This is a genomic window from Pseudomonas sp. GW821-FHT07G10 (assembly GCF_059418545.1).
Genome location: NZ_JBWKQB010000015.1, coordinates 42,929 through 63,551, shown reverse-complemented (window position 1 = coordinate 63,551; position 20,623 = coordinate 42,929). Strand labels below are relative to the sequence as shown.

Annotated in this window: 19 protein-coding genes and 2 pseudogenes; 7 read left to right on the top strand and 14 right to left on the bottom strand. The window is 58.3% G+C overall.

Translation table 11 applies throughout. The features are described from left to right. Window positions 1-144: 144 nt before the first annotated feature. From AC07O1_RS17505 to AC07O1_RS17490, 4 genes are all read left to right on the top strand, one after another. Window positions 145-1,041 carry a LysR family transcriptional regulator gene (locus AC07O1_RS17505; protein ID WP_494993201.1) on the top strand — a complete coding sequence of 299 codons (897 nt, stop codon included), beginning with the start codon at window positions 145-147 and terminating at the stop codon, window positions 1,039-1,041. A gap of 132 nt (window positions 1,042-1,173) precedes the next feature. Further along, window positions 1,174-1,827 (top strand): hydrolase, encoded by a 654-nt coding sequence (locus AC07O1_RS17500; protein ID WP_495023542.1) that lies wholly within the window; start codon window positions 1,174-1,176, stop codon window positions 1,825-1,827. 68 nt (window positions 1,828-1,895) lie between these two features. Next, window positions 1,896-2,324, top strand: a complete 429-nt coding sequence (locus tag AC07O1_RS17495; protein ID WP_495089521.1) for a DoxX family protein — start codon at window positions 1,896-1,898, stop codon at window positions 2,322-2,324. A 19-nt stretch (window positions 2,325-2,343) separates the two neighbouring features. Then, the gene (locus AC07O1_RS17490) at window positions 2,344-3,930 is read left to right on the top strand and encodes an MFS transporter (RefSeq protein ID WP_495089520.1); all 1,587 of its coding nucleotides are present in this window, start codon (window positions 2,344-2,346) and stop codon (window positions 3,928-3,930) included. Here the strand turns inward: AC07O1_RS17490 and AC07O1_RS17485 are convergent. From AC07O1_RS17485 to AC07O1_RS17455, 7 genes and pseudogenes are all read right to left on the bottom strand, one after another. Beyond that, a pseudogene (locus AC07O1_RS17485) lies at window positions 3,865-4,107 on the bottom strand (OprD family outer membrane porin); the annotation flags it as partial. The gene AC07O1_RS17490 and the pseudogene AC07O1_RS17485 sit on opposite strands and share 66 nt — an antisense overlap. 673 nt (window positions 4,108-4,780) lie before the next feature. Then, window positions 4,781-5,284, bottom strand: coding sequence for a hypothetical protein (locus tag AC07O1_RS17480; protein WP_495089519.1), 504 nt, complete (start codon window positions 5,282-5,284; stop codon window positions 4,781-4,783). 31 nt (window positions 5,285-5,315) lie between these two features. Continuing rightward, window positions 5,316-6,092, bottom strand: coding sequence for a copper chaperone (locus tag AC07O1_RS17475; RefSeq protein ID WP_495012141.1), 777 nt, complete (start codon window positions 6,090-6,092; stop codon window positions 5,316-5,318). After that, window positions 6,083-6,349 (bottom strand): hypothetical protein, encoded by a 267-nt coding sequence (locus AC07O1_RS17470; RefSeq protein ID WP_495089518.1) that lies wholly within the window; start codon window positions 6,347-6,349, stop codon window positions 6,083-6,085. The genes AC07O1_RS17475 and AC07O1_RS17470 overlap by 10 nt, the downstream gene beginning before the upstream one ends. A gap of 133 nt (window positions 6,350-6,482) precedes the next feature. Beyond that, a complete protein-coding gene (locus AC07O1_RS17465) occupies window positions 6,483-6,908 on the bottom strand; it encodes a hypothetical protein (RefSeq protein WP_495089517.1) in 426 nt (141 codons plus the stop codon). A gap of 16 nt (window positions 6,909-6,924) precedes the next feature. Further along, window positions 6,925-9,105, bottom strand: coding sequence for a multicopper oxidase family protein (locus AC07O1_RS17460; RefSeq protein WP_495089516.1), 2,181 nt, complete (start codon window positions 9,103-9,105; stop codon window positions 6,925-6,927). A gap of 115 nt (window positions 9,106-9,220) precedes the next feature. Beyond that, window positions 9,221-9,970 carry a DJ-1/PfpI family protein gene (locus AC07O1_RS17455; RefSeq protein WP_495089515.1) on the bottom strand — a complete coding sequence of 250 codons (750 nt, stop codon included), beginning with the start codon at window positions 9,968-9,970 and terminating at the stop codon, window positions 9,221-9,223. 498 nt (window positions 9,971-10,468) lie between these two features. On the opposite strand from AC07O1_RS17455, the gene AC07O1_RS17450 reads away from it, so the two are divergent. Next, complete coding sequence (locus AC07O1_RS17450; RefSeq protein WP_495089514.1) at window positions 10,469-12,076, top strand: tyrosinase family protein; 1,608 nt, start codon at window positions 10,469-10,471, stop codon at window positions 12,074-12,076. A 36-nt stretch (window positions 12,077-12,112) separates the two neighbouring features. Further along, window positions 12,113-12,304: pseudogene (locus AC07O1_RS17445) on the top strand (integrase arm-type DNA-binding domain-containing protein); the annotation flags it as partial. 56 nt (window positions 12,305-12,360) lie between these two features. Here AC07O1_RS17445 and AC07O1_RS17440 read toward each other — a convergent pair. Both AC07O1_RS17440 and AC07O1_RS17435 read right to left on the bottom strand, forming a co-directional pair. Further along, window positions 12,361-13,218: a transporter substrate-binding domain-containing protein gene (locus AC07O1_RS17440; protein WP_495089513.1), complete on the bottom strand. Its 858-nt coding sequence runs from the start codon at window positions 13,216-13,218 to the stop codon at window positions 12,361-12,363. A gap of 96 nt (window positions 13,219-13,314) precedes the next feature. Beyond that, window positions 13,315-14,103 carry a HalD/BesD family halogenase gene (locus tag AC07O1_RS17435; protein WP_495089512.1) on the bottom strand — a complete coding sequence of 263 codons (789 nt, stop codon included), beginning with the start codon at window positions 14,101-14,103 and terminating at the stop codon, window positions 13,315-13,317. Window positions 14,104-14,209: 106 nt separating this feature from the next. Here AC07O1_RS17435 and AC07O1_RS17430 point away from each other — a divergent pair, with 106 nt between their 5' ends. Further along, entirely contained in the window at window positions 14,210-15,121 is a 912-nt protein-coding gene (locus AC07O1_RS17430) for a LysR substrate-binding domain-containing protein (RefSeq protein ID WP_495089511.1), read from the top strand. Between the two features lie 149 nt (window positions 15,122-15,270). On the opposite strand, the gene AC07O1_RS17425 is transcribed toward AC07O1_RS17430, so the two are convergent. The 5 genes from AC07O1_RS17425 to hutU all read right to left on the bottom strand — a co-directional run bounded on the left by AC07O1_RS17425 (window position 15,271) and on the right by hutU (window position 20,360). After that, complete coding sequence (locus AC07O1_RS17425; RefSeq protein WP_494993198.1) at window positions 15,271-16,062, bottom strand: ABC transporter ATP-binding protein; 792 nt, start codon at window positions 16,060-16,062, stop codon at window positions 15,271-15,273. Between the two features lie 18 nt (window positions 16,063-16,080). Beyond that, complete coding sequence (locus AC07O1_RS17420) at window positions 16,081-16,818, bottom strand: ABC transporter permease (RefSeq protein ID WP_495089510.1); 738 nt, start codon at window positions 16,816-16,818, stop codon at window positions 16,081-16,083. A gap of 21 nt (window positions 16,819-16,839) precedes the next feature. Beyond that, on the bottom strand, window positions 16,840-17,556 hold the full coding sequence (locus tag AC07O1_RS17415; RefSeq protein ID WP_493063474.1) for an ABC transporter permease: 717 nt from the start codon (window positions 17,554-17,556) through the stop codon (window positions 16,840-16,842). Between the two features lie 66 nt (window positions 17,557-17,622). Then, window positions 17,623-18,387, bottom strand: a complete 765-nt coding sequence (locus AC07O1_RS17410) for a transporter substrate-binding domain-containing protein (protein WP_494993365.1) — start codon at window positions 18,385-18,387, stop codon at window positions 17,623-17,625. 293 nt (window positions 18,388-18,680) lie between these two features. After that, window positions 18,681-20,360 carry a urocanate hydratase gene (hutU, locus tag AC07O1_RS17405; RefSeq protein ID WP_495089509.1) on the bottom strand — a complete coding sequence of 560 codons (1,680 nt, stop codon included), beginning with the start codon at window positions 20,358-20,360 and terminating at the stop codon, window positions 18,681-18,683. Window positions 20,361-20,623: the final 263 nt, after the last annotated feature.

Below are 20,623 nucleotides of genomic sequence, written 5' to 3'. Positions count from 1 at the left end.
ATCGTTTGAGTTTTTTATGCCTTGGGATCGGGCTGCTGTGGCGCTGGGGTTCAGGCCTCAGCAACACCGTGAGCACAGATTAATGAGGTGCCTGAAAGTGAAAAAGCGGCTATAAAGCGTTTAACTGTCAACCAGAGAGTGACAATGAATCCATTCGAAGACATGCGTATTTTTTGCCAGGTCATGGACTCCGGCAGCTTCACGGCGGCGGCCGATCAGTTGGGCCTGTCCAAGCAGTTCGTCAGCCGCCGGCTGATGCAATTGGAGGAGCGCCTCGGCGTGCGCCTGCTCAACCGCTCGACCCGGCGGCTGGATGTCACGCCCCTGGGGCAGAGTTATTACGAGTCGGCCCTGCGTCTGCTCAGCGAAGTCGAACACGTGGAGCAGGGCATCGCCGGGCAGACCGCCGAGCCACGCGGCACCATTCGCTTGAGCGCGCCGCTGTCGTTCGCGGTGGCGCACTTGGGGTGCCTGCTGCCGGTGTTTTTGCAGCGCTATCGCGACGTCACGGTGGAAGTGGACTTGAGTGATCGTCCGGTGGATTTGCTCAGTGAAGGCTACGACCTGGCATTGCGCATTGGCGTGCTGGAAGACTCGACGCTGATCGCCCGACGCCTCGCCGCCATCCAGCGGGTGTACTGCGCCAGCCCGGCCTACCTGGCCGAGCGCGGTACGCCGATTCACCCCGAAGACTTGCACAGCCATGACTGCCTGCCTTACGGCCACGGTCGCCAGGTGCAATGGCGGTTCGAAGGACAGGGTAAACCATTGACCGTGAACGTCACCGGAAGGATGCGGGTCAACAACGGAGAATTGCTCAAGGACGCGGCCATCGCCGGCATGGGCATCACTTATTTGCCGACCTTCATTGTCGGTTCGGCCTTGAAGGACGGGCGCCTGGTGCCGGTGCTGGACAGCTTCCGCCCCGAGCCGTTGACGTTATCGGCGGTCTATCCGCAGCATCGCCAGGGCTCGCGACCGGTGCAGGCGCTGATCGAATTCTTGCGTGAACGGCTGGATCGGACCGAGGACGGGTTGTAAATACAGCAGCCTCCAGATGCTTGGCGAAAGAATTTTCTCAGCACAAACTTTTCCAGATTCGCACATCCATACAATCGCTCTGCTCCAACGAAGCCGAAAATAGCCCCTCTCAAACATATCCGGAGAAGTGTTATGGCAACCGCAAAAGCAGCACCAGGTAAAGGTCTGATTAATCCGAGCAACCACGCTCTGATCCTGATCGACTTTCAGTCGCAGATGTCATTTGCGACCAAATCCATCGACGCTGTTTCACTCCGCAATAACGCTGCACTGATCTCCAAGGCAGCGAAGGAGTTTGGCGTTCCTTCCATTCTTACCACCGTCGCCGAAAAAAGTTTTTCGGGCCCGATGTTTGAAGAAATTACCTCCGTCTTCGCCGGTCAGGAACTGATTGACCGGACCAGCATGAATACCTGGGAAGACGAGCGCATAGCCGTCGCTGTGAACAAGATCGGTCGCGACCGAATCGTTCTTGCCGGTCTCTGGACTTCGGTCTGCATTGTCGGCCCTGCGATCTCGGCGCTTGAACAAGGCTTCGAGGTCTACATCATTTGCGATGCGTGCGGTGACGTTTCGGATGAGGCTCACGAGCGCGCTATCGAGCGCATGATTCAAGCCGGTGCGTGTCCGATGACCTCACTCCAGTACCTCCTGGAACTGCAACGTGACTGGGCTCGCAGCGACACCTATAACGAGACGGTGAAAACCTCTATCGCTCACGGCGGCGCTTATGGTCTTGGTTTGATTTATGCCAAAACCATGTTTAACGCATCGGAAGGTCACTGATCTGTATTGCGCCTCTTCCTTGATAGGGGAAGAGGCGTACTCAGGCGAGCGGTGGGGAGCAATGGAACATGTCCACATCTGATATGAATACGACGACTGCACCGGATGCGGCGCTGTTTTGGCTACGCATCACCGGTGTACTGATGCTGTTGCTGGTGCACGGATTGCCTAAGCTTTTCAATTTTGAGCACGAACTGACGTTGATCGAAGACCCGTTTGGCATGGGGGCTCGGTTAACCTTGTCTCTGGCAATTTTCGCGGAAGTGTTTTGTCCGATATTCATCGCAGTGGGACTTCTGACGCGCCTTGCGACACTGCCTGTTCTCTTTTTGCTGGTTGTATCGGTTCTCTGGGTTCATCCCGAGTGGAGTCTGGCCGAGGGCCAGTTCGCCTGGCTGCTGCTGATCATCTTCTCGACGATTCTTGTCGGCGGGTCTGGAAGATTGGCAGTGGGTACGAGTCTGTCGCATCGCTGGCCGCTCCTGAGCAAACTGTAGGGAGAGAAGGGTGAGTACGATGACTAATGAGCAGCCACCGACAACGTCGGCCTGGCAACCGCTTCGTCATGGATTGTTTCGCAGTCTGTGGCTCGCCAGCATTGCATCCAGCATAGGGACGTGGATGCATGAAGTGGGTGCTGGCTGGCTGATGACCTCCTTGTCGGCCAGTCCTTTTATGGTGTCTCTGGTACAGGTAGCGGGTGCCGCTCCCATGTTCCTTCTAGCGCTGCCCGCTGGCGCGCTGGCCGACATCATCGACAAACGACGTTACCTGTTGGCTGTCCAGGCAGGGATGGCCGTCATTGCGCTTGCGCTCGCATTGATCACCTTTGCGGACCTGATGAGCGCTACGCTTTTACTTCTGTTTACGCTGGCCATGGGAATTGGAACAGCGCTGACCATGCCAGCATGGTCAGCGTTGACACCTGAGTTGGTTCCAGCCAGTGATCTTCCCGCCGCGATATCGCTTAGCAGCGTGGGGGTCAACGTTGCCCGAGCACTCGGACCGGCCATCGCTGGCATCATCATCAGCCTGGTAGGGCCATGGGCGACATTTGCCGTCAACGCCCTGTCTTTCTTTGGCGTTATCGCGGTGCTCGCCTTGTGGCGTCGTACGCCACAACCGTCCGTATTGCCCGCAGAACGGCTGTTTGGCGCTATCCGTGTGGGTTGGCGCTATGCCCGTAGTTCACGCGAACTACAGCGAGTCATGGTGCGTGCCCTGGCTTTTTTTCTGGGCGCTAGCGCCGGCATGTCGTTGCTTCCACTGATTGTGCGAGGTGAGTTGAAGGGCAGCGCTGAGCAATTCGGGATCTTGCTCGGTTGCGTCGGGATCGGGGCGGTCGCGGGCGCAATGTTTCTGCCCGTAATTCGTCGTCATATTGCGGTCAATCAGCTGGTGGCATCGGCCAGCCTTATCTATGCGGCAGTCTTGCTGGCTTTGGCATGGGTTCGGGATTTCTATCTGCTTATCCCGGTGATGCTCATCAGTGGTGCTGCCTGGATCGCGGTATTGTCCAGCCTCCAGGTGTCTGCGCAAACATCGGTACCTGCGTGGGTAAGGGCCAGGGCGTTGGCGGTCTACATTCTGACTTTCTTTGGCAGCATGGCCATGGGCGGTGTGATGTGGGGGCTGATCGCCAGCTGGCTTTCGATCTCGATATCGCTGAGTTTTGCCGCCGTAATCATGGGGGTGGGAGTCGCGGTGGGCTGGTGGGTCAAACTGCCCGCGCTGAGCGCAGATGACCTGGCCCCTTCGCTGCATTGGCCTCAACCGTTGATTAATGTCGACGTCGATGGTGAGCGTGGGCCAGTCATGATCACGGTCGAGTATGAGATTGACACGGCGGATGCCGATGCCTTCAAAGAGGCCATGGAAGAGGTGCGCAGAATGCGCCACCTCAATGGTTCTTTTTCCTGGCAATTGATGCAGGACACCGAAAATCCGCAACTGTGGATAGAGCTGTTTTTTGACGAGTCCTGGCTCGATCATCTACGCCATCACAGTAGAGTCACTCGCGCAGAGTTGAAAATCGAATCAGCCGCTCGGCGCTTTCAAATCGCTGGAAAGCCTGTACGTATTCGGCACCTGCTCAAAGGCTGACGGGTTAGTCCCGCTCAGATGCAATAGATACTCGATAACCGCATAGATCCGATCAATATCGGGGCCACCTTGAGCATCATTGCCACGGTAGGAGAGCTGGGTCAGATGTACTAAAAGATCCTTGGCCGGTCCGATTTGCGCGACATAGCGTAGATCAACATCACACTCCCAGTGTTTTCCGTCTTTTCCTTGCCATGGAACGAAGTTGCCAGTATCGGAATCGAATGGATTTAACTACCTGATCGAAACTGATCATGGAGGTGGAACCGAAGCCGGTTCTCGATCCGAGGCACTGAGAGCAGTCCCTTGGTGCCTTCATCTGCGCCTTGTTGACGGATCGACAACTATTTTTTGCAAAATGCCTGATTGCTTTCAACGTCTCGACAGTGCTGACAGTCAGCCGAATGTGGTCATCGAAGAGGGGGAGTGATAACGGCAGTCTGATGGCTGCTACGCCGACTAGCTGTAGAGAGCACTTGTTAGCACGGCTTGGAATTATGTTCTTCCTGTTCTTGACAGGTCATCTGAACAAGTCCAAAAATGAGTCTATTCCTGCTGAGGGAATGTTAAATAATCTTTAGATTTCAATGGGTAGGGCACTAGATAAGAGTCTCGTTTCCCGCTCCAAGCATTAAAAAATGGATCTCTGAAAAGAGGTCCATTTTTTCGTCCAAAGAAAAGTCTTTCTTTGAATTTCCCGCTACATCCTCTGAAAACACTCAAATCCAGCCCCAATGGGTAATGCCAGTCAGTTAAGGAATTTCAGGTTCAGCACTGTCCCCCGTAGCAGCTGCCGAAGCCGTCGCAAATCCTGCTTCCACGATTTGTCTGGAATACCGCAGTGACTGTTTTACGACTGCTGCGCAGCCGGACGCAGGCGTCGCCAGCTGCTACGGTTCGCGTAATGTCTTAACTGACTGGCATTAGCCCCAACGGGTACATTTTCCAGTACATCAATCCGGTGCTTGGCAGATCGGTTTTTTCGTGGTGCCTGCGTCATTGAAAGCTGTACAAATCTCCTCAATCCATACGAGACGGAGTTTGTAGGGGTAAGTCCATCGCTGAACAGCCATGAGATTGAGCCGATATTCGTATCGGTGAGTCCATGACCGCAATATGCCAGGATCAACTGGTCAACGACCTCGGCGCCCACCGGAAACAACTCATCGACCGTCACCTGCACCCGTTCGCGTGTGACTGGATTCTCGATGCCGCCGGTGGGACCGTCGTCGACGACTCTTATGTTGTCGGCGCCGAAACCCTTGCGTAGCGCCCATTCACCCATTGAACGGGCCGCGAAAATGGCTCCGTCCAGATACGCGAAGCGCATGGCCTGGTTCAGGACAGAAGTCACCGAGCTCACTCCGATTGCCAGACAAGCACGCCTAACCATGGGGACCCTCCGCATTGCGCTTAGTGAGGAGGGTGTAAAGGTGAACCGGTAAAAAAAACGGGTGCCAGCACCAACGCGGCGGCCCAGGAGGCGTGAGCCGTTCAGCCAGCATGGTGGCGCCTGCGAACAGCATCATCGGAATGTGCCATGCCCCGCTAACAAGCGGCACGAACATCCAGGCCCAGCACGAAACGATACAAAAGACGCCATGCGTCATGCCGAATATCAGACAATCCCTGTCGGCAGCCCAGCCGAACATACCTATTCGGCGCAGTAGATGGCCCCGATTGAGTGCTGCACGGTGCCACGGGCTTGCGCTCCATAGCATCGCGATCAGCAGTGCCACGGCCAGGGCGTTTTTTATGACAGCAATCTGTAGCAACAACGCTAGGGCTGTCAAAATGGGGCCAACAGCCATCCATAGCGCACAGTAACCGAGCAGGAACCCGACTGACGCTCGTATTCGCCTGCTTGGCAGGCTAGAGCGCCAGACATGCATGAGTGGCATCGCCAGAAGGGGTGGCATCATGGCCAAAAGCATCAAGGCCCAACCCGCCAGAATTCGATGGAGCGGGTTGAGTGCGAGCTCAGCTTGCAGCGCCGCGGGCCAACTCGTGATGATCGATAGCCCATTCGCGGCCACGCAAAACGCGGGACCTTCTGTGTTCACCTCGTTGTAAGCGCAAAGGGCCAGGCCGAGTCCCGCCGTGGCAAAAAGCAATGGCCAGGGGTCGTAAGTAAAACTGCGTAGAACTGGGCCTAGCCGCATGATGTCGCTCTCAACTCACGACACCACTTCGCGTGAGAACGTTTACCCACCCAGTCAGGGGACCAGGGTCGCAGCGGCATGTTGCCCGCCGCCACTTGTTGGTAGATGTTGCCGGCGAGGTTCATCACTGCGTCGTAGCTGGCCAGGTCGAGGCCTTGCCTGGCCATGTGCTCCCGGTCTTCGGAAGTGAACATATCGCGGATCTGCCCATACCAGGCAGGGTGGGTGATAGGCGCTGTGGTGGAGGTCATTGTCATGCCCGACTCCTTGTCCTCAATAACAAACAAAAGTTCCAGTGGACCGGATCCTGGTCGCCAGCATGCTCGTGCTCAACGCATGCACCTTGCTCGAAATGCCCTGGCGACTCGGTAGTATCCCGACCAGCAGCGCCTAGGTTGCCTTGATGGCGATGAACGAGGCGACCAGTCCAGCTGGCGCGCCGTTGTGAGGCTTCATGCGGATGACCGATCCGGTGATGGCCGGAACCTGATTCACTCCGTTCGGCCAGCGCTCCGTCAGCGACCCGTCATAATCGTAGAAGTAGTCTTGTGTCGAGGTCCCGGGCCGTCCGCTGCCCTCAATGTGTACGTGGTCTGGAACACCGTTGTGGGCGGGGGTGATGACCCCCTTCAAGTCCATGACGGCGTTCGACCCGAAACCGAGTTCGCCGATGAATGCCCCGTTGAAGGTGTCCTCCACTGTCCACACGCCTTCCGCGAACAACAGGTTCGCCAGTTTTTCCGGGTCACCGTCTGTCAACGCAGGGTTGTTGAGAAAGCTCCTGTAAGTCCATTTTCCTGCAAAGGGATTGCTCATTACTGACATCTCCTTATCAGTGTTGCTTGGAATCTGAGTGTTGATTCGATGCGTGCTTCATACCTGCCATGCCAATGCCACCGCCGATGGCATTGACGTCTGGAACGATCTGGATATTGGTCATCATGCCGCCGTCTTCGTGGTCGAGGATGTGGCAGTGGATGACGAACTCGCCGATGTAACGGTCGTAGTGCGTGCGCACTAGCACCTGGTAATCGTTCTGCACAAAGATCGTGTCCTTGAACTCGTGCCACATCCCGCAGTATTGGTTTTGCAGGCCCAGTTCGTCGGCCGGAACCAGGCACTCGCCATTGGGGCCGAAGATACTTTTGGGTTTATCGCCGGGTTTGGCGTAGAGCACGTCCATCACCTGGAACGGGTTGACGTGAATGTGAAAGATGTGGGGTTCGCCCTGCGAGCTCAGCACCCAGTCGTCGGTGGTGTTGACCTGGCGAGTGAAGTCGATGCGGTCCGGGTCATAGGACTTGTAGTTGATGAAGAAGCCGAACGCGCCTGTCCACGGATCTCCCGGTTTTGTCGGCGGGGTGGCAGGCGGTGAGGGCGGGAATGGTGGATTGCCGATGAAGAAGTCAACCTTCTGGATGTCGTTGTTGACCACCGCATCCTTGAGGTTGTCCATTCCGCGCCAAGGGTTCAGATTGCCGCTGCGCAATCCTTCGAGGGCGGCGGCGGGCAGCGATGGGTCCGTTTTGTTGGCATCGTAGAGCGCCTGCTGGATATAGCGTTGTGGATCGTCGGTCACGACCTTGCCGCCAGAGACGATCACCGTCGCCAACAATTGGGTTTCGTTCGGGCCCTGGCCGCCCGGGCCTCCATTGGGGCCGGCATTGGCGCGTTCTGCGGGTGTTGCCGCCTGGTTCAGCACACAGTAGGTGCCGTCGCGGGGGAACATCAGCAACACATCACTGCGATAACCGGGTTGCAGGAAGTTGCTGCCGATGCCACCGCTGACGCTCTTTTTGTTCACTCCGATGGGGCGAATAGCGGTGCGCGTGAGTCCGTCGGCGGCGATCTCGAATTGAGGGACGAGCTCGACCGGTTTGCTGGAATCGGGCACGGTCACCGGGCACAGGTCGGCGATCAGCGCAGCCTGTTCCTTCGGTGTACCGCTGAGCACGCCTTTGAGCGCGAGACTGGCTTTGGGGCTGGTCGTGTTCATGGGCACGATCTGCAGGTTCACGGTGTCGTGGATACCCCCGTGAATGAAGCGCCAGCGTTGGATTTCTCCCGCGGCAATGCCTTGGAGGGTCGGTTGCACCACGCCATTGATGCTGGTGAACCGACCGCTCTCATCCCAGACAGTGGCCGAGGAGAGTTGCGCATCGAAGTTTTCTACAACACCTGTTTTGTCGCTGGGACACGTCCAGGTGCCATCCTTTTGCGTAATGATGGCGCCCTTGTCGTCGAAACAGGCATACGGGATTTGCTGGAACAGAAAGACTTGTTCGGTAATGGGCTTCCCGGCAGCGTCCTTGAGAATGGTGTCGATGTCACCTGGTTTGCCACCGGCGTAGGGGCGGCTGCCGCGCACAATCAGGGCGCCCGCGGCACCGCTGGCGACCTGCAGCGCCGTGGAACCATGCCGGTGCGCGTGGTACCAGAAGGTGCCCGAAGGGTGGTCGGTGGGGATGTTGATTTCGTATTCGAATTTGGTTTGCGGGGCGATGTTCAACAGCACGTTGTCGCTGTTGCCCGACGGTGAGACGTGCATACCGTGGTAATGCAGATTGATTGTATTGAAGCAACCCGCCCCACCATTCGCCGGATCGCTTCCCCCCGGACAACTGGGATCGTTTTTATCCAGCTGGTTGTCCAGGTGCACCCGCAGGGTGTTGCCTGGCTGCACATCAATGAGCGGCCCCGACAGGCAACCGCCATAGGAACGCAGCTTGACCTTGTCCTTGGCGCCGTCGGGATTGCCCGGGTTGTAGATATAATTTTCGCGTTTCTGCACTTGCAGGTTGAGTTCGACGGTTTGACCGTCGCGGGTGATGTCGCCCGCCGGGTTGCAACCTGTTTCCGGAAGGGCCAGTTCGGTCGCCTTCAGTGTGCCCGGTGGTCCCTTTTCAAGGAGTCTGGGCGGTGCGAGGAAAGGCTGGGCCGCGAGTTCGGCGAGCGCTGCCGAGGAGGTTGTACAGGCCATCAACCCGGCCAGGACTATACGAAGCGAAGTCATGTGGTTCTCCCTGCGCCATTGCGCGAATGTGAGCGACAGCCTCGACGGCTGTGTGTCCTTTGATCAACTGACTTACATGGGAACCGGCATCGACCTTCCGGTGGCTGCGCGACTCCTAGGAAGAACCTTTGCGCTTGAGCACATTGGCGATGGTCGCGGCCATGCCGGAAAAGTCGCACGTGCTGCCGGCCCCTGGGGTGTAGACCGGCGGCTGGGCGACGGAAGGATCACCGCTGGTGAACGGAGGGTCGGGGTTGTACTGGATGGTCAACTGCACCTTTTGGGCGACGATATTGCTGGAGATCATTGCGATAATTTCCAATGCCTCATCCAGCCCCGACGAAATACCACCACCGGTGATGCGTTGTCTGTCGACGATGTAGCGCGGATAGCCTTCCACCACATTGACGCGGGTGAAGAGTTTCAGGCAGGCGATGAAGGCCCAATGAGTCGTGGCATCGTAACCATCCAGCAAACCGGCTGCGGCAGCCAGCAATGCACCCTCGCAGACGGAGGCGGAAAATTTCGCGGCCTCGCCTTGTCGCAACAGCCAGTTCATACGCAGGGTATCGCCCATCAGGCGTTGTAAGTCGTCAGGTTCGCCGCCGGGAATCCACAGCAGGCTGATGTATTCAGAGTGTTGATCGAAAATCGGTAAATCGCCGCCGAGCGTCAGGCCGTCCCGGGTGGTGATGGACGGCCCATCAAGGGATATCAGCCGAACTACCCGGGGTGGGGCTGCGGGGTTGTGCTGCGGTTCGATCCGGGCCATCCAGTTGAACAGCTCGTAAGGGGCGCTGACGTCGAGCAAGTCCACGCCATCGTAGACCGGGATTGCAATCAAGTACTGGCCTGGTGCGGGCATGGCCCCTCCTGGGGAACACCGCGGCGAACGCGCTTGCGTCGTCAGGTGTATAGCGTCCTGCTAATAAGCGTTGCGATGCCCGGACGGAAAAACCGGCGGTCCTGCTGCCTGAAAGGAATACCCAAGGGCAGCTTTTGGGGAGCGTAGTTGACGCCAGCCCACCTGCAAGGCGTTTTCGTTGGCATGTGCTGAGTGGTACTGATCGACGCCGGCTGTATCTATGGGGTGAGGTAGTGATCAGCGAGGAGGGGAGTTCGGGTGGTGTTTTTCGCGGTCGTGGCAGGACCGTTTCAGGCCGAAAGCCTATACGGGTAACCGGAGGTTTCCGGCCCGAAGGCTGAAATCGTCAGGTGCCGCTCATCTGTTTTCGACCAATATGAGCCGCTGGTCTGTGCTGTATCGGCGTTCGTACTGGCACGTTGCTAGATCCCATATATGCTGACGATGGAGCAGTAACCCCCCGAGCCTTTCGGGACTTCTGGCAACAAGGAGGTCACCATGTCATCCGCCCCTCGTGTACGCCGTTCTCTCAGTGATGTTCAGTACGACTATGACCACGGCAAGAAAGATGAACTTGAAGCACTGATCCGTGCCTGGAAAGGCATCAAGGATCTTCCCGCCAGCCACCCCAACTCCTTCTTCTCCATCGGTGGCCTGCATGGCGAGCCGTTCCGTGGTGAAGGCAAGACCGACCCCAACTGGTGGGGCGGCTACTGCCAGCACGGCACGGTGCTCTTTCCGAGCTGGCACCGCGCCTATCTCTGGCGCCTGGAAGAGGCGCTGCGCAGCATTCCCAAATGTGAAAACGTCACCCTGCCGTTCTGGGATGAATGTAGCGACGAGTCACGAGAAAATGGCCTGCCTTCGGCCCTGACCCAGGAATCCTTCGTGATCGACGGTCAGAAGATCGAAAACCCGCTGCGCTCTTTCGTGTTCCCGCAAGCCATCGCCGATGAGGTCACGGGCACACCGATCATCTACAGCAAGCCCGAAGGCTACGAGACCGTGCGCTATCCGCTGTCCGGGCTGTTGGGCACCGAACCGGACCGCGTAGCCACGGCGGCACACAACGCGCAGTTCAAGGACCCGGCGAAGAACATCACCTACCTCAATGAGAACGTCAGCACCTGGCTGAGCGGCAAGATCAAGATCGGTGGCAAGTGGCGCGGCGAGGTGTTCAGTCGCTTCGAAGCCTGCCTCGACTCTCCGAGCTACACGCTGTTCTCCAATACCACCTCCGCCGGCGCGAAGAACGACGCCGTCCCAGAGGGCCCTCACTATGTACCGCTGGAGGAGCCCCACAACTTCATGCACCTGGCGGTCGGCGGTTTCGACTACCCGGGCCAGGGCGACAGTTCGGCGATTCCCGGGGCCAATGGCGATATGGGCGAGAATGAAACCGCCGGCCTGGACCCGGTTTTCTTCTTCCACCACTGCTTTATCGACTATGTGTTCTGGACCTGGCAGCGCCGGCAAGGGGCCACCGATGAATTCAGCATCGACCCCAAGGATCCCGGAGCCACTTACTATAAACCCGACGGCGTGCAACCCCCTGCGGGCGGCGCGGGCCTGGACCCGAACGCCATACTGAGCCTGGACACCACCCTGGACCCCTTCGTCAAGGCCGACGGCAAACCCATCACCACCCGTGACTGCATCAACATCGAGAAGCAACTGGGCTACGTCTATGGCGCCGGTTCCCTGGATGCCTATGCCCAACCCGCCAAGCAGTTGCTGTTCAAGGCCGAGGCACCGCAGCCAACCGGCAAGACCCTGCGGGTCAGCCGTATCAACCGAGCGAAAATCCGTGGTTCGTTCCTGATCTCGGCCTACGCCAAGGTCGACGGCAAGCGCGAGTACCTGGGTACCCGGCCGATCCTCAGCCGTTGGCACGTCGAAGGTTGCATGAACTGCCAGACGCACCTGGAAGCCAAGGCCACCTTCAAGCTGCCGCTCAACGCCGATAACTCGGCGATTGACGATGACAGTATCGAGGTGGAAATACAGACCCGTGACACGGTCCTGAAGCGGCCAAATGCGGCAAGTCTGCTCAGCACCGGCAACGCCGCCACTGCGGACGCGCCGTTTAAGCTGGAAACCTACTGATCCACAGCGGGCTTTGCCCACTGCTGGCGCGGCGGCCGAAGGCAATCTTCGGTCGCTGCGCCTAAGCAACCCCGTATTTCCCTCGGTACCTATCCTGAAATTGGTTTACCGGACGCACGCGCGTTGCGTGATGCTGCCAGGGCTCTGATTGCCAGGGGGATCGATCCGCGTACCCTTCGGCGGCTGGAGCGAAATGCCAGGCGCCTGACTGTCACCTTGGCGCCCTGAGGTCGCGGTGACCATTAGCGCGCCACGGCTCGTCAGGCCGTGGCGAACAGCCTTCCCTAAGGCGCTATGTCAGCCTTGAACCACTTCTGCGAAAGCTGTTTGACCGTCCCATCCGCCAGGGCTGCGCTCAGGGCATGGTTGAAATTTTCCTTCAAGTCAGTATCACCCTTCCTGAACGCCAGGGCCTCGCCCGGGCCCCAGATGGGCCCACCTATCTTGGGGCCGACCATGTGCACCGCCTGGTTTTCCGGGTTTTGCAGCACGGAGGAGAAAAACGTCACGTCATCGAAAGCAAAATCAATGCGGCCTGCGTTCAGGTCCATCATGTGCTCGCCGGACTTTTTGTAGACCCGGATGGTCGCGACACTTTTAAAGTTTTTCTCCACAAAGTCCGTGTAAGCCGTGCCGGACTGAATACCAATGACCTTACCTTTGACCAGCGAGCGCAGTTGATCGATGGTGGCCTGGTCGTTGTTCTGATCACCGCTGAGCTTGACCACTTCATCACTCGGGGCGCTTGAAGTCGCCGCTGGCGTTGAGCTGACAAATACACCCTGCGTGGCCGCATACGGCTGTGAGAAAGCGACGATGGCCTCACGCTCCGGGGTAATCACGATGGCATCCATCAGCATGTCGAATTTGTTGGCGTTAAGCCCCGCGATCATCCCGTCCCAGTCCTGGGCTTGAAGCTTGCACTCAAGCTGGATCCTCGCGCATAGGTCCTTCAGCAGTTCAGGTTCGAAACCGGCAATCTCGCCGTTGGGTAGTGTGGTGTTCCAGGGTTCGTAAGCCCCTTCGGTGGCCACACGAACCGTTGTCCAGTCCTTCGCAGCGGCCATGCCAGTAAACAGCAGGCTGCTGCCCAGGGCGGTACAGGCGAGCAGCTTTCGGGTAAAGCGAGTGATGGAATGCATGTGTTTCCCCAAAGAGTTCGAAAAGGATCGGCAGGGGCAAGCAATGACCGCCATAAGGCGAGGCTAGGGCCTTTTTATTAGAGTGTTGCGTACGAGTCAGGCAGTTCGGCCGTAAAAGCCCAGTTGTTCCTCAGCGCTGAACAGCACACCGGGTTTTTCGTAGTACGAGAAAACCGCCACCATCCGTTCGCGGTTACCCTTGACCGGGGTGACGCGGTGCGCCGTGTTTTTACCGCGAAACACATTGAGCGTGCCGGCGCGCAGCTTGAGTTTCTGCACCTGGGGATCACGCCCCTCAAGCAGTTCGGCCACGCCGGCGTAGTTGGGATCATCACTGGTGCGCAAGTCGCTGCGGTACTGGAATTCGCCACCTTCTTCGGGGGCCTGCAGCATCAGTGTGGTGGTGAATTCGGAGCGATCGAAGTGCCAATTCAAGGTCTCGCCCTGGCGGTAGCTCATCACGTTGACGCGCGCCAAGGGGTCGGCCATCACGTGCAAGTGCGGCTTCTCCATGACGGCGGCCAGAAAGGCCACCAGGGGCGGGTACTCGTAGACGTCACTGACAAGGCTGCCCTTGAGTTGGTCTGCGCACAGGGTATGGCTGACCGTCTCGACGTTGCGTAATGCCGGATGATCCGCCGCCAAGCCCTCGATCTGCGGTTTGAAGTAAATATTGTGCGTGCGGCTGTGGGTATGGGATTCGCTGTTCATGGTCGGCTGAATTTGCTTGGTCGCCAGGCGCACTTTGTCCTCTGCGATAAAGCCTTCCAGATTGAACATGCCATTCAGGTTCAGCTCGTTGCGGGACTTCTCAACCAGGCGGTTCCACTCTTCGCTGCCTTCACGGTCGAGTGGATAGCGCTCAAGATCTATGACGTTGTTCATGATGCCCCTCTCGTTGTAGATGGCTCCAACGTACCCCATGAAAATCTTCGTAACAACGGCATAAATTGTTAGGATCCCCCTAGTAAAACTTATGGGAGACGCGCTCATGCAACGGTTACCACCCCTCAATGCCGTTCGGACCTTCGAAGTCGCAGCACGGCTGGGCAGCTTTGTGCTGGCGGGGGCAGAACTGGGCGTGTCATCGGCGGCCGTCAGCCAGCAGATTCGCCATTTGGAAGACTACTTCGGCAAGAAACTCTTCGTACGCAACGGCAACCGCCTGGCCCTCACCGACGCCGGCCTGGCGATCTATCCGCAAACCTCTCGGGCGCTGGGTGACATTGCCGCGATGACCGTGCGCATACTCGAAGGGGAAATGCGCACACGGCTTATTGTCAGCGTGCCGTTTTCCCTGGCCGAATGCTGGCTGGCCCCGAAGTTGTCAGAGCTGCTGGAGATCTACCCACAACTGTCGGTGGATGTTCGCGTGGAAGATGACCCGGTCGACCTCGCCCGGCATGACGTGGATCTTCGCGTCAGCTATGGGGATTATCACTACCCCTCGTTTGAGGCCATCCCCTTGTTCCATGACGAAGTGCTGCCGGTTTGCGCGCCGGAGCTTTGGTATCGGCACGGTAACAAGGACTTCGATCTCACACAGATTCACGAAAGTTTGTTCATCCATACCCAATGGGGGCCCAACTATGCGTCGCATCCTACGTGGAGTGATTGGTTCACCAGCGAAGTAGGGGACTCACCGGACCCCGCACATGGCCGCCGCTCGGGGTTGTCGAGCCTGTCGGTGACCCTTGCGAAGCTGGGGATGGGGATTGCTTTGGGGCAGAAGGTGATTGCGAAGCGGGATTTGGAGGCGGGGCGTTTGATTGCGCTTTCTACTGCGTCGTTGAAGTTGGGGCATGCTTATTGTGCGTTTGTGCCAGCGGCCAAGCGGGGGCGGGTGGATGTGCAGAGGCTGATTGGGTTGTTGCAGCTTTCGAAAGTTGAGGCGGGCCTGTAGGCGCGGATGTATCCGCGAAATCCAACGTGATCGCTTCATTGGAACGTATGAGTAAGTGAGTTGCTTTTGCCGGCTGTGCGCTTTCGCTTCTCACCCAGTCTGAAGCGGACTGGCAGGGTGCGCGCCAAGGCGCGCACCCTGGGTGATGCTTATTCGGTACTTCTCTCATGATGGCTTGAGACGAATTGCCGAAAGCGTTCGGTGGGCAAACCTTCGAATAGTTCTGCTGGTGTGCCCTGGGCATCGATCAGGCCACCGTGCATGAACACCACCCGATTTGACACGTGCCGGGCAAAGCCCATCTCGTGCGTGACTACAAGCATGGTGCGGCCTTCCTCGGCCAGAGAGCGCATCACCCGCAACACCTCTCCAACGAGTTCAGGGTCAAGTGCCGAGGTCGGTTCGTCGAACAACATGACTTGTGGATTCATCGCCAGCGCGCGTGCTATCGCTACCCGCTGCTGCTGTCCGCCGGACAGGTGCGCGGGGTAATAGTCGCGGCGATCGTACAGGCCGACCTTGTGCAACAGGGCCTCAGCTTCCTCGATACATTCGGCACGGGAGCGTTTGAGCACCCGCATCGGGCCCTCAATGATGTTTTGCAGCACCGTCATGTGCGACCAGAGATTGAAGCTTTGGAACACCATACCCAGGCAACTGCGCATGCGCTCGACCTGGCGGCTGTTGCTCGGGGTCTGGCGGCCGTCGGCATGCTGTTTCATTTCGATCACTTCACCATTGACGCTGATGATGCCTTGATCGGGCGTTTCCAGGAGGTTGATGCAACGCAGGAAGGTACTTTTACCGGATCCACTGGCACCGAGGATCGAGATCACGTCGCCCTTGTGGGCTTCCAGGGAAATGCCCTTGAGGACATGTGCGCTGCCGAAGGACTTCTGGATATTGGTTACCGACAAGGCTGAAGCGGGCTGAGTGCTCATGGCATGCTCCGTATCAAATCAGGAATGGGTAGTCAGCGGAGGGCTGGCTTTTTTGATGGCGTCGACTGGCCGCTCACGCAAGTGCGGCGAGAGGCGATGCTCGAGCCAGGCGACAGCACGGACGACCAGGAAATTCAGCACCAGGTAGATCAAGGCCGCGCAAATGAACACTTCCATCGTGCGATAGGTACGCTGGATGATCTGTTGCGCGACGCCAGTGACGTCCCAGACAGTCACCAGGCTGGCCAGCGCCGTGGACTTGACCAGCAAAATGGCTTCGGTGGAGTAGGCCGGCAAGGCCTGGCGCAGGGTAACCGGCGCAATGATCCGGCGTAGCAGTTCCCAGGGCGACATGCCCACGGCCTTGCCCGCCTCGATCTGCCCCTGTGGCACGCTAAGCAGCCCGCCGCGAATGATTTCGGCGGTGTAACCGGCGGTACACAAGGCCAGTGAAACCACCGCGCAGCCATAGGGCGACTTGAGCAGTACCCAGGCGAAGCTGTCGCGAATGGCGGGGAACTGGCCCAACCCGTAGTAAATCAGGAACATTTGAATCAGCAGCGGCGTACCGCGAAACAACATGATGTAGAACCGCGCCGGATAGCTGAAAAACCACCAGCGGCTGACCCGCAGGCTGACAATGCCTACGGACAGGGTAAGGCCGATCACCAATGAGCTGAAAAATAGCGTCAGCGTTGTGGGCAGCGCTGCCAAAAGCTTGAGCATGGTGTCAGCGAGAAACGGAAAATCGATCATAAGTGGCGCTCCCGACTCGAACTAGACTGGGCTGCGTTGCCGCGTGCGACGCACGCGAGCCTCAGCCATGTGGAAAAGCCGACCAGACAGGCCAGTGAGAATGAGGTACACGATGCCCCCGATGATGTAGAACGTGAAATATTGACGAGTGGAACCGGCCGCGACCTGGCTGGCACGCATCAATTCCACCAAGCCGATGACTGAAATCAGAGCGGAGTCTTTCAGACTCATTTGCCAGACATTTCCCAGCCCGGGCAGCGCAAATCGCAGCACCTGGGGGACCAGAATACGTTTGAAGCGCATCGCGCGGGTCATACCGATGGCCAGTCCTGCTTCCAGTTCGCCGCGCGATACCGCGAGAAAAGCGCCACGGTAGACTTCAGCCTGATAGGAGCCGGAAATCAGCCCGACCGCCAACGCGCCGACCAGAAAAGGCGGTACGTCGATATAGCCTTCACCACCGAACCAGTGGCCAACCGCCGTAACCACACTGGCACCGCCGAAGTAGAACAGGTAGATCACCAGCAACTCAGGGATCCCCCTGAACAGTATCGAATACAGATCCCCCAGCCAGCGCAAGCTGCGTCGACGGGATAGCTTGGCAGCAGCGACCAGGCTGCCAAATACCGCACCCACCAGCAGGGCTGCCAGGGTCAATATCACGGTCATGCCCGCTGCCTTGAGCAGCGCCATTCCCCAGCCTGAGTCACCGAAACTGAGTAGCTGCAAGAGGTTCATAGAGGGTCCTACTTATGAGAAGGTTTAAGCAGCCCGGCAACCTTCACGGTGTCGGGCCATTCAGAATCAATGCTGAGGGGTGAGGTCTGCCTTGAACCACTTCTCGCTCAGTTTCTTGATTGTGCCGTCAGCCATGGCTTCCTTGAGGGCTGCGTCGAACTGGGCTTTGAGTTCCGGGTCTTTCTGACGGAAGCCCAGCGCTTCGCCTGCACCCCAGATCGGGCCTTTGATGACCGGACCGGTAAAGACCAGCGGTTTGTTCTCAGGCTTGTCCATGACCGAATTGAAGAAGGTCACGTCATCGAACGCTACGTCGATACGGCCGGCCAGCAGATCGAGAATGGCTTCGGCCGAGCTGCCGTACTCACGAATGGTCGCCACATCCTTGAAGTTCTGATCAATGAATGACGTGTAAATGGTGCCAGAGGCGATGCCAATGGTCTTGCCCTTGAGCGCCTTGCGCAGCTCTTCAACGCCGGCACGTACTTCCTTGGCATCGGTACCCAGCGTGACGGCGGCGTCGGCGCCGGTTTTGCCCGGCAACAGATCGGCTTTGAGCGCGACGAAACTGGCCGGTGTCTGGGCGTAAGGCGTCGAGAAGGCCATGACCTTCTGGCGTTCGTCGTTGATGACAATGGCGTCCATCAGCACGTCGAATTTACCGGCGTTGAGGCTGGCGATCATGCCGTCCCAGTTTTGTACGACGATGTTGCACTTGAGCTTCATGCGCGGACAGATGACATCCATCAGCTCCGGTTCGAAGCCGCCGATTTTTCCACCTGGCAGCGTCAGGTTCCAGGGCTCATAGGCGCCCTCTGTTGCAATATTCACCGAGGTCCACTCTTTGGCCTGCAGTGCCGGAGCACAGGCCAGAACCATTGCACTGAGCGCTACAGAACCCAACCAGCTTGATTTCTTCGACATCTTGATACTTCCTGCCTAATCAATGGAGTGTTGCGAACTGATCCGGCTCAGGCCGAATCTCCAATGTCTGTGCGCACAACTATTTTTGTGCACACAAGACAAAACCATAAAAGCCACCGTCAGTTACGCCGGTTAATTCGCACCCATAATGGTTTCAGCCTGGACAGCTTCCCCATCTCCATGTGCCCCTGACCGACAGATCAACCGGTGATCATCGGCAGGTTCAGGCCCTGCTCGTTGGCGCAGTCGATCGCGATCTGGTAACCGGCATCGGCGTGACGCATGACGCCAGTGGCCGGGTCGTTGTGCAGCACGCGAGCGATACGCTCGGCCGCTTCGTCCGTACCGTCGCAGACAATCACCATGCCCGAGTGCTGGGAGAAGCCCATGCCGACGCCGCCGCCGTGGTGCAGGGACACCCAGGTCGCGCCGCTCGCGGTGTTGAGCAAGGCGTTGAGCAGTGGCCAGTCGGACACGGCGTCGGAGCCATCCTGCATCGATTCGGTTTCGCGGTTAGGGCTGGCCACCGAACCGGAGTCCAGGTGGTCGCGGCCGATCACGATCGGTGCCGACAGCTCGCCGCTGCGAACCATTTCGTTGAACGCCAGACCGAGCTTGGCGCGCAGACCCAGACCCACCCAGCAGATACGTGCCGGCAGACCCTGGAAGCTGATGCGCTCGCGCGCCATGTCCAGCCAGTTGTGCAGGTGGGCGTCGTCCGGGATCAGCTCTTTGACCTTGGCGTCGGTCTTGTAGATGTCTTCAGCATTGCCCGACAGCGCCGCCCAACGGAACGGGCCGATACCGCGGCAGAACAGCGGACGGATATAGGCCGGTACGAAGCCCGGGAAGTCGAAGGCGTTCTCGACGCCTTCTTCTTGCGCCATCTGACGGATGTTGTTGCCGTAGTCGAAGGTCGGAATGCCCATTTTCTGGAAGTCGAGCATCGCTTTGACGTGCACGGCCATGGATTGCTTGGCGGCTTTGACTACGGCAGCCGGCTCGGTCTTGGCGCGAGCGCGGTACTCTTCCCAGGTCCAGCCGGCTGGCAGGTAACCGTTGAGCGGATCGTGGGCGCTGGTCTGGTCGGTGACCATGTCCGGGCGCACGCCGCGCTTGACCAGTTCCGGCAGAATTTCAGCCGCGTTGCCGAGCAGGGCGATGGAAATCGCCTTGCCTTCCCTGGTGTATTTGGCGATGCGGGCCAGCGCGTCGTCGAGGTCGGTGGCTTGCTCGTCGACATAACGGCTGTTCAAACGGAAATCGATGCTCACTTGTTGGCATTCGATGTTCAGCGAGCACGCGCCGGCCAGGGTCGCGGCCAGCGGTTGAGCGCCGCCCATGCCGCCCAGACCGGCAGTCAGGACCCAACGACCGGTGAGGTTGTCGTTGTAGTGTTGGCGACCGGCTTCAACGAAGGTTTCGTAGGTGCCCTGAACGATGCCCTGGCTGCCGATGTAGATCCAGCTGCCGGCAGTCATCTGGCCGTACATGGCCAGGCCTTTGGCGTCCAGTTCGTTGAAGTGTTCCCAGCTCGCCCAGTGCGGCACCAGGTTGGAGTTGGCGATCAGCACGCGCGGGGCGTTGCTGTGGGTCTTGAATACGCCGACCGGCTTGCCGGATTGCACCAGCAGGGTTTCGTCGTCATTCAGATTGGTCAGGCTTTCGACGATCTTGTCGTAGCACTCCCAGTTACGTGCCGCACGACCGATACCACCGTAAACCACCAGCTCCTTGGGGTTCTCGGCCACTTCCGGGTCGAGGTTGTTCATCAGCATCCGCAGCGGCGCTTCGGTCAACCAGCTCTTGGCGGTCAACTTGTTGCCGCGAGCAGCGCGGATTTCGACGTCACGGTATTTAGTAGGCTTATTCTCGGTCACGAAAAAAACTCCTCAGCGATCAATCCAAACTAACCCAGGCAGTGGGTAAGCCAGCCTGTGCGCATCGTTGCGCCACAAGCGAATCAATGGACGATGGTCGAGTCTTCGTGACCCATACTCATACGTCTTTACTTGTACATACAAGAATATGCAATCAAGCGGCCAACTTATTGGATAGTCGTTCAATAAAGTGTTGGATCTGGCTGAAAAGCCCTTGGGGCAAAGGTTTGCCGGGTATCGAATTTTTTCAGAGGGTTTTTGCG